This is a genomic window from Kitasatospora sp. NBC_00039, from assembly GCF_045160625.1.
Lineage (GTDB): Bacteria > Actinomycetota > Actinomycetes > Streptomycetales > Streptomycetaceae > Kitasatospora.
In genome coordinates this window covers 1,185,776-1,199,804 of the sequence record NZ_CP108289.1, presented here as the reverse complement: position 1 = coordinate 1,199,804, position 14,029 = coordinate 1,185,776, and the positions used below count along the sequence as shown (strand labels likewise).

Below are 14,029 nucleotides of genomic sequence, written 5' to 3'. Positions count from 1 at the left end.
GGGTCGCCGGGCTGTTCCTCGTTCAGGCGGACTCAGTGCCTGCCGATGAGCCGAGACCGCGTATGGCCGGCGCGGGCGGAACGGCCGCCTCCTTCCACAAGTGCCCCTCGGCGGAGCGGATGTTCGGCACGGCGTGTATTCACCATCTCACCCACCGCGTGCTCATTTCCTGGCAGGACAGGCAGTCGACGGCCAACTGTCTGAACAGGGAGAAAGGTTGGTCGCCGTTCTGATCCAGCGTCTCGCTTGATGATTGATCATGTCGCTGGAGGTGTCAATGCCCGATCTCCTCCGCATGAGCGGCACGGGTTTTTCAGCACCTGGAACAGGCAAGTGATCCGGAGACCGGCAGTTGACGGGTCTCCGCGCCGACCCGGGGCAGCCACCTCGACAAGGCCCTCGCCGAGGGCATGGCAGCCTCCGTCCCTGCGGATCTTCGGGACGCCACCGGCGGAGCGATGTGTGCAAGGAGAAGGCTTGACCGATGCACCGCGTCTCAAGCACGACCGGGCCGACCCGGGGCCGAGGGGTTCGGTCAGCGCCTTGGCCTGGTCCACGTCGACTTCACGACGCAGAGGCGTACTCCCAAGGCCCCGTATGCCTGGTATCGCGCGACCTGAGTGACACTCACAAGGCGAGGTATGAAAGGTAGTTGGGTGACGAGTGACAAGGCCGCACTGGTGCTGGGGGGTTTGGAATCACCTCGACACGGCCACCGTGGTGGCCGATGCGATTCCGTACGCGGGCTTCGGGCAGGCCCACAACCGCATGACGCCGACCAAGCTCATCCGGCACGCCCTGCGCCGCGAGACCGTGGTCCAGACGGCCGGGCCCGATCTGGGACTGGCGGTGGAGCTGGCCAAGGTCTGGAACGGCAGGACCGATGACCTGGCTTCCGCCCTGCGTGAGTGCTGCCACGCGGACGACGCCGTAGAACGGGGCTCCCAGGGGCGGGGCACGCCCGGAGCGGCGTACGCGCCGCTCCCCGAGAACGGCCTGCGCGAGGCGTGGTCGGCCGGGCTGGTCGACAGCTGGGAAGGGCAGATCCGGCACAGCCCCCGCGCCGGTGTGGGGAGATCGGGTGGCACGGAACTCGCCAAGCTGGTCTGGCAGGCTCAGAACCGCGTTCTCCTGCCCCTCATCGACGACGCCCGCGTCGGCTTCGTCGAGCTGCTTCCGCGCATAGCGGTGCGCGGCGTCACCCGACTCGTCGACACCTACGTCCGACAGTCCCTGCGCGACGCCAACGGCGCGTCGGCGGATCCGGCTTCCATGGAACTCGGCGAGCTGTACGACGCGGCGGTGCACCGGGACATCACCCTGACCGGCGAGCAGTTCGATCGGCTGTCCACGCTCCGGAGGGCACGCAACAAGCTCGCCCATCGCACGCCCGTCGACGATGTCCTGCTCCAGGACCTCCTTGACGCCCTCTCCGGCTTCTGACACCTGAGCTGACAGCCGTCCGCGGGGCCGGAGGCTCGGATCACCTCAGCCGGGGAGGACCGGTGACCGGGACGGGGTGGCCGGATCGTGCAGGGTGTTCGCGACCGGGCAACACCGAAGGTGTCCGGTCGCGTGCGTGGGACGGCGTTCGTCCGGGCCGTGGGTGGCAGTCCATCACCCCGCGACAGTGGGCGGATCGCCACCCTCGACTTCGTCCGAGCCGCTCCTTCGCGGATGCGATGTCAGGGTTCCGGCCGGGGCGTCGGTGGGTCCGCGTACGGTGGTGACCACCGGGGACACGGGGAGTCGAGGGGAGGACAGGCTTTGCGGAGGGTGCCGCCGGAGATGTTCCGGTTCACGACGGGGGACAAGGCCGAGCTCTACGGTGCGATCCTGCAGGCCTTCGGTGCGGCCAACGAGCGGTTGGAGACCGCGCTCGGGCTGGACGACGTCCGTGCCCGTCTACGGACGGTCGGCTGGCTGGACGCGATTCATGACGACGATCTGCAGGAGGCACTGCGGAAACTCAGGGAGTGGCAGCTGCTGGATGTCGTCCAGAACCACGCGGAGAACTACCGCACCGCCGAGGAGTACGAGCGCCGCAACCTCCAGTACTCACTGACCCGGCGTGGTGAGGCGGCGTTCGCCGGGGTCGAGCACGCCCTGTCCGTGCTCGCATCGACCGGTGCGCTCCAGACGGCGGTGCTGGAGGCGATCACGGACCGGCTCGACGAGCTGTACGTCCTGCTGGGGGACTCCGCCTCCTCGGACCGGCGGGTGTTCACCACGCTGCAGGAGCTGGAGGGCCACCTGGACGCGCTGCTGGCCAACACCAAGGCGTTCAACGGCGAGTTGCAGCGCCTGCTGCGCGCCGAGGGCGCGGACCTGGCGACGTTTCGGGAGGTGAAGGCGGCGACGGTGGCCTATCTCCAGGAGTTCCTCGTCAACCTCGATCAGCGGGGAAGCGCGGTTGCCTCTGCCGTGGAGCGGCTCGAGGAGCGCGGGGTGAACCTGCTGCACGCGCGGGCACTCCAGGGCGCCGAACTGCCACCGGTCGCCGACGGCGATCCCGTGCCGGCCTGGCTGGAACGACGCCGGGCGCGTTGGGAGGGGCTTCAGGCCTGGTTCCGGCCGGCGGACGGGTCGCGACCCCGCGTGGAACAGCTGCACGACGTCGCACGGCGGGCGATCGTGACGCTCTTGCGGGTCCTCGACCGGATCACCGAATCACGGCGGCGCTCGTCCAGCGCCGTCCAGGACTTCCGGGAGCTGGCCCGCTGGTTCGCCGCGGCGCCCGGTGAGGACGACCTCCACCGCCTGTGGTCGGCCGCTTTCGGTCTCGGCCCGGCCCGCCACGCCCATCTCGCGCACCCCGATCCGGAGTTGGTTCCCTCATCGGACACCTGGGCCGAGGCCCCGCCGGTGGAGGTGTCGGCCCTGTTGCGCACCAGCGGCCGCACCGAGCGGTTCACGCGCACCGGCAGGGTGCGCGACATCGGGGGCCTCAAGGCGTCCCGGGCCGAGCGGGCCCGGAAGGAGCGCGCCGAACTCGAAGCCGCCTGGGACGTCCTGGGCACCGACGGCCCGGTGCGGCTCTCCGGCTTCGGCACGCTGGACCACGCCGTCTTCGAGCGGTTGCTCGACCTGCTCGGCCGGGCGCTGGCGGTACGACCGGACGCCGGCGGAGCGCGCCGGGCGGTCACCTCCGACGGCCGCGTCGAGGTCGTGCTCCGGCCGCTTCCCGACGGCGGGCGGTCCGTGCTGCGGACCTCCCGCGGTCGGCTGGAGGGGCCCGACTTCCTGGTGGAGATCCGCAGCGCGGGCGCCCTGCGGGCGGCCACGCGTGAGGACACCGCATGAGCGACCGGAGTGTGATCACCATCGGGAGGGGCGCATGAGCACCCTGGCCAACCAGCTGGTCCTGGCCGAGAAGCAGGACGTCGCCCGGGGCATCAGACTGCTCCTCGGGCGGCCGCTGATCACCGAGCGCGGTGACCCGCCGGCCTTCGAGCTGATCCGCCGCCGGCAGGACCCGCTGACGAAGTGGTTCGACTACCACTGCGGCTGGCAGCTGGTGGTGGAGCCGCGCCTGGGGTACGCGCGCCTGCTCAAGATCCGGGCGGTCCCCGACGCCTCGCGCCCCGCCCGCCGACTGCGGTCGGGCAAGGCTCCGTTCGACCGTCGCCGCTACACCCTGCTGTGCGTCGTGGCGGCCGAGCTGCTCCCGGTCCCGGTGACGACGGTCGGCCTGCTCGCGGACCGGGTCGTCCAGGCCTGTGCCACCGACGAGGCACTGCCGTCCTTCGACACGGCGAGCAAGTCCGAGCGGATGGCCTTCGTGGACGTCCTCAAGATTCTCGAGGCCCACGGCGCCCTCCTCACCGTGGACGGCGTCACGGAGAGCTTCGTCGACTCGGCGAAGGCCAAGGTCCTCTACCGGGTGGACGCCACCGTGCTGATGCGACTGCTCGCCGCGCCCGTCGGGCCGTCCCGGACGGCCGTGCCGGCGGAGGACGTACCGCTGCGCTTCGAGGAGCTCCTGCGGGGCATCGTGCGCGAGAGCCGGTACGGCGGTACCGACGCCTCCGACGCGCAACGCAACCTCCGGCTGCGGCACTCGGTGCTACGCCGGCTCTTCGACGATCCCGTCCTCCACCACGACGACCTCGGCGCCGACGAACTGGCCTACCTCACCTCGCCGACCGGGCGCCAGATCGTGCGGCGCGCCGCCGAGCAGGGCGGCTTCGTACTGGAGGAGCGGGCCGACGGCCTGCTGCTCGTCGACCCGGACGGGATTGCCACCGACAGTCGCTTCCCGGACGACTCCGCGACGGCCCGCGTCGCCGCGCTGCTTCTGCTGGATCCGCTGACGGCTGCTCCGGACGGGATGACACCGGAACAGCTCACCGTCGAGGCGAACGAACTCCTGCGGCGCTTCCCGCAGTGGGCGAAGAGCTACCAGTCGGAGGACGGCGCCCAACGCCTCACGGCCGATGCCGTTCGCGTCCTCGGGGACTTCGGTCTGGCCTGCCGGATCGGCGACCGCACCGTTCCCCGGCCGGCGGCGTTCCGGTACCGGACGGTACCGGGCCACCGTGACCGACGGCCCCCCGAACCGAACAGGGAAGACTTCCGATGACCGTGACACAGCTACCGCAGCGCTCGGCGTTCCCGACAGCGGCCGCAGCAGTGCGATGGCAGCCCTCCAGAGCCGGCATCCTCAACGTCTGGCGCTACTACGACGAGACCTTCACCTTCCACCAGGGCCGATTGCTTCTGCGGGGGCAGAACGGCACCGGCAAGTCCAAGGCACTGGAGGTGCTCCTGCCGTTCCTGTTCGACGCCAGCCTGCGCCCCAACCGGCTCTCCACCTTCGGCGGCTCCGAGCGCACCATGCACTGGAACCTGATGGGCGAGGGCACCTCGGGCAAGACCCGTGTCGGGTACGTATGGCTGGAGTTCGTCCGCGACGACGGCAGCCCCGTCCATTTCACCTGCGGCGCCAGACTCCAGGCCAGCGTGCACACCACCGGTGTCACCGTCGACTACTTCACCACCGGTGCGCGGATCGACCACCCCGGCGGTCTCTCCCTGGTCAACGACGCGGGCCAGCCGCTCACCCGCGCCGCCCTGGCCGAAACCCTGCAAGGCCGGGGCGAGCTGCACGGATCACCGACCGACTACCGCAGCACGGTCCGTAGCACGCTCTTCCCCGGGCTGAGCGAGCAACGCTACGACGCCCTGATCACCGCACTGCTCCAGCTCCGCACCCCCAAGCTCTCCGAGCGCCTGGATCCCTCGCTGCTGTCGTCCCTGCTCTCACGGGCCCTGCCCCCACTCGGCCAGGGCGAGATCACCGAACTTGCCGAGGGCTTCGAACGCCTCGACCGCCAGCGCGAACACCTGAAGACCCTGGACGACGAGGTGGCCGCAGCCACGGCCGTCTCGAACCAGCAACGCGGTTACGCCCAGCGCGTCCTGCGTGCCGGGGCGGCGGCGCTGATCTCCGCGACGACCGAGATGGACAATCTCACCCGCATCGCCAGGGAGAGCGAGGAGGAGCACGCCGCGGCCCTGGGCCGGCGCGAGGAGAGCAGGGGAGCGCAGCAGGAGCTCGAGCACCGACGACAAGAACTCGACGGCGCCATCGAGGGACTGCTCGGCTCCGAGGTCTACCGGCAGGGGCAGGAACTCGACCAACTCCGCGGCAGGGCCGACCAGGCCGCCCGGACCGCCGACCGTGCCCGCGCCGCCGCCGGCCGGAAGGCCGACGCGGCCACCGAGGACGCCAGGCGTGCCGACGACGCGCGGCTGAGATCCGAGCAGCGGGCCGAACACACCCGCGCTGCCCGGGAGGAGACGCGGGGCGCAGCCCGGCGAGCAGCCATGGAGTCCGTCTGCGCCGAGGTGCAGACGCTGCTCGGCTCCGCACCGGATCCGTCCGGCGGCACGGAGGATCGGGGGCGCAGGGCACGCCGCCTGTTGCGCGGCGCGGTCGTCTCGCGGCACGGCCGGATCGCCGAGGTCCGTGCCGCCGTCGAGCGCCATGAGCGTTCCGCCGCGGACCGGACGACGGCGGAGCAGCACCTCGACACGGCGCGCGAACGGCTGGCCGACGCGACCGCGCGACGCGAGGGCAACGCCCACGCCTACGAGACCGCCGTCGACGCCCACGCCGACCTGCTGCACCGGTGGGCGACGGTCGATTGCACCGAGCTCTCCATCGACGACGCAGTGGAACTCGCCTCCCGTGCCGCTGTCGAGACCGACGTCCTCGCACTGGTCGAGGCCGCCGCCCGGGCAGCGGAGAGCTCCATCACCGCCGACGAGACGACCGCCCGCGCCGGCCGGGACGACGCCCGCGCCCGGCGTGACCAGGTCGTCGAGGAACTGGAACGCACCGCGGCTGCGGCCGACCTCCAGCCGGTCCCGCCACGCACGCGCACGGCCGACCGGTCGGTCCAGTCAGGAGCGCCACTGTGGCGCCTGCTGGCTTTCCGGCCGGACGTGCTGCCCGCCGCCCAGGCAGGCATCGAAGCGGCGCTGGAGGCGGCCGGCCTGCTCGACGCCTGGATGACCCCCGACGGCGGCCTCGTCGTCGCCGGCCACGACACCCTGGCCGACCCGGCATCGGCCGTGCCCGCCCCTGGCCCCTCGTTGCTCGATGTCCTCTCTCCCGAACCCGACGGCCCGGTGCCACCTGGCCGGGTACAGCGGCTGCTGGCCGGCATCGCCTACGGCCCCACACTCCCGGCGGGCCACCCGGCCGCCGTGGCGGCCGACGGAAGCTGGCGGCTGGCGACGGCGGTCGGCTCCTGGGCCAAGGAGGAGGCCGGCCACATCGGTGCCGCGGCCCGGGAACGCGCCAGGCAGCGGCGGATCGCGGACCTCACCGCCGAGCTGGCCGCGGCCGACACCACCGTCACCGGCTTCGAGACGCGGCTGCGGGCCCTCGCCGACCGCCGGACGCGCCTCGGCGCAGACCTCCGCTCCCGGCCGCACCACCGGGAGGTGGAGCAGGCCAGGCGCACCTGGGAACGGTCCGAGTCCGATGCGGGCGCCCGCGAGGACACCGTGCGCGAGGCCGTCGAACGGCTCGCGCGGCAGGAGGACGCGGTCGCGGACGCGCTGCGCGCGCTCGCCGTCGCCTCTGCCGAGCACGCCCTGCCGACCGATCGCGCGGCCCTGGACGCGACTGCCACGGCGGTCGACACGCTGCGCGAACTGGCGGACGTCTGGCTCGACGCCCATCTCGCCTGGACGGCTGCCCAGCACGCCTGGGACACCGCCCGCGGCCACGCCGAGGCGACCCGGGTCGCAGCAGCCGAGAGCCTGGACGAGGCCGAGGCCGCCGAGGCCGCCGCCCGCGGACTCCGGTCCGGGCTCCAGGCCGTCGAGAGTACCGTCGGCGAGGACTATCGTGAAGTGGCCGCCCGAATCGGCGACTTGCGGATCGCGCTCGACCGGACCCGTCGTGAGATCGACACCGGCACCGCGACACTCCTCACCCTCGAAGGCCGGATCGGTGCGCTGGGCGCCACCATGGCCCAGGATGCGGTCCTGCGCGACGGCGCCGTGGCGGCCCGCAACGAGGCGGCCCGCAGTTTTCGGCGCCTGTGCGTCCTCGGGTTCCCCGAGGACGCGGGCCTCGGCCTCGTCCTCACCTCCGCGGACGGCACCCGCGCCACCCTCGAAGCAGCGCGCGAGACGGCCGCCGCCTGGCCCAATCTGCCGCACGGGACCAGGAACCTCGGCGACTCCCTGAACCGTCTCTCCGAGGCCGTGCACCGAGCCCGCCAGAGCCTCAGCAGTCGCGTGGACCTCGAACTCGAAGCCGAAGAGGACATCCACATCCTCACCGCCACCATCGACGGCATCCGGGTCGGCGCGACCAGCCTCCTCGCCATCCTGACCGGCGACCGCGACCGCAGCCGGGACGACATCACGGCCGCCGAACGCGGCCTCTTCGACCGGACCCTCACCGGTGACACCCGCCGCCACCTCGCCTCCCGGATCCGCCAGGCCGGTGAACTCGTCGAGCGGATGAACGGCCACCTCGAACGGGTCCGCACCGCCTCGCGGGTGGCCGTCCGTCTGGTGTGGCAGATCCACCCCGACCTGCCGGCCGGTACCCGGGCGGCCCGTGAACTGCTGCTCAAGGACCCTGGCCGGATCACCGAAGCCGATCGAGAGGCCCTGCACGCTTTCTTCCGAGGCCGTATCGAGGAGGCCAAGACCCGCAACACGGCGGCGACTTGGGAGGAGCAGCTCGCCGAGGTCCTCGACTACACGGCCTGGCACCAGTTCGTCGTCAAGCTGGACCGCGCCAATGGCTCCGGGTGGCAACTGCTCACCAAGAAGCTCCACGGCGCGCTCTCGGGCGGCGAGAAGGCCATCGCCCTCCACCTACCGCTGTTCGCCGCCGTGGCGGCCCACTACGAGGCGGTGCCGGAGTCCCCGAGGCTGATCCTGCTCGACGAGGTCTTCGTCGGCGTCGACACGGTCAACCGCGGGCAGGTCTTCGGCCTCCTCGCGGCGCTCGACCTCGACCTGGTGCTCACCTCCGACCACGAGTGGTGCACCTACCGGGAGCTCTCCGGCATCGCCGTCCACCAGCTGATCACCGGAGGCGACGGCGACGACGCCGTCACCAGCGCCCGCTTCACCTGGACGGGTACCGACCTGCTGCCCGACGAAGCCGGCCCGGACGGATCGGCATGACGGGCCGCCACCCTCTCGACGTCCCCGAACTCCGACCCCTCTGGTCGGCCGTCCACGATCGCCTGTCGGCTGGCCGCCCCGTCAGCCGGGTGCGGTCCGGACCCCTCGACGATGCTGGTCGCGAGGCGTTGGCCGACCTCCTCGGACTCGACCGGCTCCCCGGCGCCGAACCGACGATCCCGCTCGCCGGACTCGACCGCGCCGTGCTGGAGACCTGCGGCCGACCCCTCCGGGACGTGGTCGCCGCGATCCTCGGCCCTGTCCACGACCGGGCCGCCGAGCGTGAACGCAAGACCGGCCAACGCGACGCCCTGTGGGGATGGCTGGCCGGCCACGAGGTGGTCACCGCCCAGCCCGTTCTCCTGGAATGGGTCGGCCACCTGCGGTCCAACGGCCTCGTCGACGGCTCACCCGACCGGACCCGCGCCCTGCTGACCACCGCGCTGACCGTCCTCTCCGCACTCCCGGCCGGCGGTGAGCCACTGCCGGTCCTCGCCGCCCGCCTCCTCGACGGCGACTCCCACGCGCTCGACGACGGGACTCGGCTGTCCTCCCTCGTCCTGCGCGCACTGGCGGTGCTGTACGGCACCGACATGCCGGACGCCGCCGAGGGGCGCCGCGCCCTCTGGAGCCGGGCCGGGGTGGCCGACGACGACCTGTCCGCCACGGTGCTCGCCGTCGGTCTTCGCCCTGGGGGAGAGGGCCCGGTCGCCGGGGTCTCCCGCATCTGCGCCGGAGCCGGTCACCCCGTCAGCCTCACCCTCGCCCAACTGCGCTCACCCGGCGAATTCACCGGGCCGGCAGGGCCGGTGCACGTCACCGAGAACCCCAGTGTGCTCGCCCTGGCCCTACGGCGCTTCGGTCACCACTGTCCGCCGTTGGTCTGCACCTCCGGCTGGCCCAACACCGCCGTGATCCACCTGCTGCGTCGACTCGCCGACGACGGCGCAGCCCTGCGCTACCACGGCGACTTCGACGGCGAGGGCATCCGCATCGCGGCCCACGTCCTCGCCAGGACCGGAGCAGCCCCCTGGCGGATGGGATCCGACGACTACCGGGCCGCCGCGCCCCGGGTCCCCGCAGGCCCCGGCCCGGGGCGTCTCACGCCCGCGCCGTGGGATCGGGCGCTCGTCGAATCCATGGCCGAACTGCGAACCGCGGTGGTCGAGGAGGTGGTCGCCGACATCCTCCTCGACGACCTGGCCGAGTACTGGAACGTGGAATGACAGCCCGTTCGACGGGCAGAGGGCTACCACCACCGCTTCGGTCTCGTCCACGTCGACAACCCCCGGATCGACGTTCAGGAGGATGCCGTGTCGTCGTCCATCGGGACGACGACGACCGGGAGGCGGGCGTGGTGGACGACCTCGGTACTGGTTGACCCAAGGGTGAGGCGTCCCCAGGCACCCGATCCTCGGGAACCGACGACGAGAAGGCAGGCGTCCCTGCTTGCTTCGAGGAGGACCTGCACCGGACGTCCGCGTTCACACACGATCTCCACTTCCACCGGCGGGCCGCCGAGCTGTAGCTGCAGTTCCTTGATGGAGTCGGCCACGGACTGCATGACGAGATCGCGCTGCTGCGGGATGGGACCGCTGTCGGGGCCCGAGCCGGCCGTCCGCTCGAAGCCCGAGTACTGGGTCGGGGTGTACTCGAATGCACAGGCGGCCCGAAGGCCGGTGCCACGCAGCTGCGCCTCGCGGAGCGCGAAGATCACGGCCTGCCGGGCTGGGGCTGACCCATCCGTGCCGACCACGATCGGGTGGGTCGGGCGGGAGACAGGAGTATCGGTCATCGGAGACCTCCGGCGATTCGGCGGGCGGGGAGGCGCGGTCTCTGCGCAGTGAGGGTCGGGGATGTCCCGGGTGCCCCGCTCGCTTGCCGCGTGCGCGGACCACCGTGCACCGCTGCCGATCCCTGCTTGGCTGGCCCTGAGGACGCTGGTCCGAGCGGGTTTGACCAGAGGTTGGTAACCCGTGCGCTTCTCAGCCTGCGCCCGTTCGTGCGCGGGCACCAGCGCACGTCCGGCGTCGGTGGCAAGCGTGCCTTCCCGCAGGACCGCGGGCCCGACTCCGCGATCGGCGGTTCCTGTACGACGACCGTTGGGGGGTGGTGTAGCCGGGCGACCCGCATGACGGTCGGTACGGTCCCGGGCGGCTCGATCGGACGGGCGGCCGCAGCGGTGAACCCACGCGACGGTATTCGTGCACCAGACGGGCCCGGTTACGCGCTTTGCCGGAGTAACCTGGGAGGTGCCGGAGAACTTACCGGCAGGACGATCGCGAGGAGTTGAAATATGCAGATCAGTGGAGCAGGAGCCCTGATTCTGCGACTCGTGGTCGCTAAACCCCAGCCCAGCCTTCTGGCCGGGGCATAAAGGGACCGCCGAGGTGGCGGGGGCGCAGGTGCAAATCCTGTCGTTCAGATCAGCGTTTATTCAGGGCGTGGGCCGTTTTCGCAGAGATGCGGAGGCGGCCTTTTTGTTTTTCCGCCGGACGGTAGTCGCAGTGCGATCCCATCGCGCGGCCATAAGCGTTCGGGCCGTTTCTGCCCCTCCGGGCGGCGGGACCCCTACCCAGAAGTGGATCTCAGGCACTTAGGTGGTCCGCGGACATCCGGTGGCCGTCCTGGCCGAGGCCTCCGAGCATGCCCTGGCCCTGGTAGTCGGCAGGCGGGGCGCCGGAGGTTTCACCGGCCGGCTGCTCGGGTCCGTCGGCCAGGGCGTCCTGCATCACGCTCGGTGTCCCGTCGTCACAGTGTCGGGGACGGTCGGGCCTGGCGGATTCACGCGAGGGCCTCAGGCTGAAGGGCCGCAAACCGCCCGGCACGCTGTTCGCAACAAGCGCTGTCGGGTCCTTCCTCGGCGTCAGTCGTAGGGCACCGAGCGCGCCAGGAGGGCGACGCCGCGACGCCTTGCGTGCTCGTGGGTGATCCGGACGATTTCGTGCCAGAAGGGCGCCGCGGTGAGGTACGTGCCGAGCGCGGCCATGATTCCCAGGGCTACGTCCACGCTGATCCGGCCCTCCTCGCTCCAGTACACGTCCTGGAGGTCCAGCAGCAGCGCGAGCTCGTCCGCGATCAGGGCCGTGCCGGCTCCGTAACCCGCGGCGACCAGCGGATGCCGGACGGCCCGCTCGTCGCCGCGTACGGCGACCAGGCCGACGCCGGCCAGGGCCGCGATTCCGATGTTGTAGTGGTGCAGGTGCCGCCCGCCCACCGACACGTTGCCCCAGGGCAGCCAGCCACCCCGGATGCCGTGGGTGATCAGCCGGACGGTGCCGAAGGTCGTACCGAAGGCGGTCCAGGTCACCAGGAGAGACCGCTTGGTCGGTGTCAGGTGCGTGTCGGCCGCCTGGCTCCAGCTACGTGCCAGGCCTGTGGGCGGGGCGCCGTGCTCCTGCCCTGTGCGGGCGCTCATGAATCAGCCCCTTCTCGTTGTCCTGCGGACGCTCGGGCGATGCGTTCCCGCCGGGCCCCGCGCGGGCGCATTCCCGTGGATCTGCCACCCCGACGGCGCAAGGCCGCTGCCGCCGGCACGAGGGCTCGGCGGTGCGCGGCCGGTCCTGACGGCCCAAACCCTGTGCTCCTGTCAACGGCTCGGCGGAGCGGCCGGGGCAAGGGACGGAGCGGTAGCCGGGAAGTGGGGTGGAGGTCGCCCCCGGCAGACTCCGTTCAGGTTGGCGCGGATCCGAGAGAGGCGAGCCCGCGGCTGCGCAGCACAATCAGGAGTGATGACAGGGTGACTTCGAGACGCAGCGCCGCACCCCGAAGGCCTCGTACGGCTGGTACCGCGACCTGATCGCCGCCCATCGGACTCGAGGAGTGCAGTGGTTGATGTCTCATAGGGCTTGGCGCTCGTCTGGCTTGCTTCGTACTCGGAGGGGGTCGGTGCGAGGTAGGTGCGCTGTCGCCTCGTCGGTCGGTGGGCGAGGCCCGGGAGCTGTTGCTGCGACAGGTCCCGGGCCGGGCGAATACGGTCGACGGGACGGGCGCAGAGGGGGCGTCACGGGTGTGACATCAGACACATCGTTGCCGCCCGGGTGGCGGCCAACTGGCGTTCGCAGTAGCCGAATTTGCAGGTCACGGGCACAATCCGCCGGCCCGGGTGAACCGGGGCCGGTCAAATGACCTGGCCACCCGGGGAGGATTGACCCTAGCCTGCCCGCCATGTCCCAGAACACGAACACCCCCGGCTTCCCCGGGCAGCCGGCCGCTCCGGTCGGCGACTCCGCCAAGGTGCAGCGCCAGGTACAGCAGCAGGCGGGCGTCGGACCGGTCTCCGGTGGCGGCGGCACCCTCTTCTCCGAGCCGGTCCTGGTGGTGAACCAGAAGGCCAAGCTGATCGAGCTGACCAACGAGTACGCGGTCTTCGACCAGCAGGGGGCCGCGCTGGGCTCGGTGGTCCAGGTCGGCCAGAGCGCTCTGCGCAAGGTTCTGCGGCTGCTCTCCTCCATCGACCAGTACCTGACCCACAAGCTGGAGATCCGTGACGCGCAGGGCACCCCGGTGCTGCTGCTGACCCGCCCGGCGAAGCTCATCAAGTCGCGGGTGGTCGTGCAGCGTCCGAACGGCCAGGAGGTCGGCCAGATCGTTCAGCAGAACGCCATCGGGAAGATCAATTTCGCGATGGAGGTCGGCGGGCAGAAGGTCGGCGCCGTCAAGGCCGAGAACTGGCGGGCCTGGAACTTCTCCATCGTCGACGAGACGGACACCGAGATCGCCCGGATCACCAAGACCTGGGAAGGCCTGGCGAAGACGATGTTCACCACGGCCGACAACTACGTGCTCCAGATCCACCGCCCGCTCGCCGACCCGCTGCTCAGCCTCGTCGTGGCGACCGCGCTGACCGTGGACACCGCGCTGAAGCAGGACGCTCGCGGCCTCGGATAGCTGCAACCCGTACGTGGTCCGAGCCCCGCCCCCCGACGACGGTTTCCGGCGGGCGGGGCTCCAGCATCATGGCCTCCCGGGCCCCGGCGTCCGAGCCGTCCGCGTAGGCGCGGCGCAGATTGCGGCCGATGGTGCCGATCGCGGTGAGGGCGAGGCCGTGACCGAGTCCGCCCGGTGCTCGTGCAGCGCCGCCAAGCCCGCGACCAGCGAGTCGGTCGTCGGGTCGGGCACGGTGTCGGCGAACAGTCGTGGGTCCAGCCCGGCCTGGAGCAGCGTCGCCGTCAGGCGCTCCGCCGCGCCGGTCCCGACCAGGAACGCGGCCGTGACGAGCAGGGGGCGGTTCAGGCCCAGTCCTGCGACGACGTCGCCCGGTTCCTGGGCGGCGCCGCGGCCGACGCGCACGATCCGGGGCAGGGACAGGCCGGCAACCACGGAGTACCCCTCGAGGCGTCACAGTCGGAGCACCGTCGGCCGG

General features: G+C 71.6%; 8 protein-coding genes and 2 pseudogenes. 7 read left to right on the top strand and 3 right to left on the bottom strand.

Translation table 11 applies throughout. From position 1 onward, the window contains the following. Window positions 1-720: 720 nt before the first annotated feature. The 5 genes from OG286_RS05785 to OG286_RS05765 all read left to right on the top strand — a co-directional run bounded on the left by OG286_RS05785 (window position 721) and on the right by OG286_RS05765 (window position 9,890). Window positions 721-1,443: a hypothetical protein gene (locus tag OG286_RS05785; protein ID WP_396323026.1), complete on the top strand. Its 723-nt coding sequence runs from the start codon at window positions 721-723 to the stop codon at window positions 1,441-1,443. Between the two features lie 345 nt (window positions 1,444-1,788). Next, window positions 1,789-3,303 (top strand): TIGR02677 family protein, encoded by a 1,515-nt coding sequence (locus OG286_RS05780; protein WP_396323025.1) that lies wholly within the window; start codon window positions 1,789-1,791, stop codon window positions 3,301-3,303. A gap of 34 nt (window positions 3,304-3,337) precedes the next feature. Then, entirely contained in the window at window positions 3,338-4,582 is a 1,245-nt protein-coding gene (locus OG286_RS05775; RefSeq protein ID WP_396323024.1) for a TIGR02678 family protein, read from the top strand. Next, the gene (locus OG286_RS05770) at window positions 4,579-8,664 is read left to right on the top strand and encodes a TIGR02680 family protein (RefSeq protein ID WP_405364808.1); all 4,086 of its coding nucleotides are present in this window, start codon (window positions 4,579-4,581) and stop codon (window positions 8,662-8,664) included. Before OG286_RS05775 ends, OG286_RS05770 begins: the two co-directional genes overlap by 4 nt. Continuing rightward, a complete protein-coding gene (locus OG286_RS05765; protein WP_396323022.1) occupies window positions 8,661-9,890 on the top strand; it encodes a TIGR02679 family protein in 1,230 nt (409 codons plus the stop codon). Before OG286_RS05770 ends, OG286_RS05765 begins: the two co-directional genes overlap by 4 nt. A 74-nt stretch (window positions 9,891-9,964) precedes the next feature. On the opposite strand, the gene OG286_RS05760 is transcribed toward OG286_RS05765, so the two are convergent. Next, entirely contained in the window at window positions 9,965-10,459 is a 495-nt protein-coding gene (locus tag OG286_RS05760) for a universal stress protein (RefSeq protein ID WP_405364806.1), read from the bottom strand. Between the two features lie 771 nt (window positions 10,460-11,230). On the opposite strand from OG286_RS05760, the pseudogene OG286_RS05755 reads away from it, so the two are divergent. Next, window positions 11,231-11,540 (top strand): annotated as a pseudogene (locus tag OG286_RS05755) (universal stress protein); the annotation flags it as partial. Here the strand turns inward: OG286_RS05755 and OG286_RS05750 are convergent. After that, complete coding sequence (locus OG286_RS05750; RefSeq protein ID WP_396323020.1) at window positions 11,531-12,082, bottom strand: hypothetical protein; 552 nt, start codon at window positions 12,080-12,082, stop codon at window positions 11,531-11,533. The pseudogene OG286_RS05755 and the gene OG286_RS05750 overlap by 10 nt on opposite strands. 770 nt (window positions 12,083-12,852) lie before the next feature. Here OG286_RS05750 and OG286_RS05745 point away from each other — a divergent pair. Continuing rightward, window positions 12,853-13,554 (top strand): annotated as a pseudogene (locus tag OG286_RS05745) (LURP-one-related/scramblase family protein); the annotation flags it as partial. 66 nt (window positions 13,555-13,620) lie between these two features. Here the strand turns inward: OG286_RS05745 and OG286_RS05740 are convergent. Then, window positions 13,621-13,986: an iron-containing alcohol dehydrogenase gene (locus OG286_RS05740; protein ID WP_396323019.1), complete on the bottom strand. Its 366-nt coding sequence runs from the start codon at window positions 13,984-13,986 to the stop codon at window positions 13,621-13,623. Window positions 13,987-14,029 lie beyond the last annotated feature (43 nt).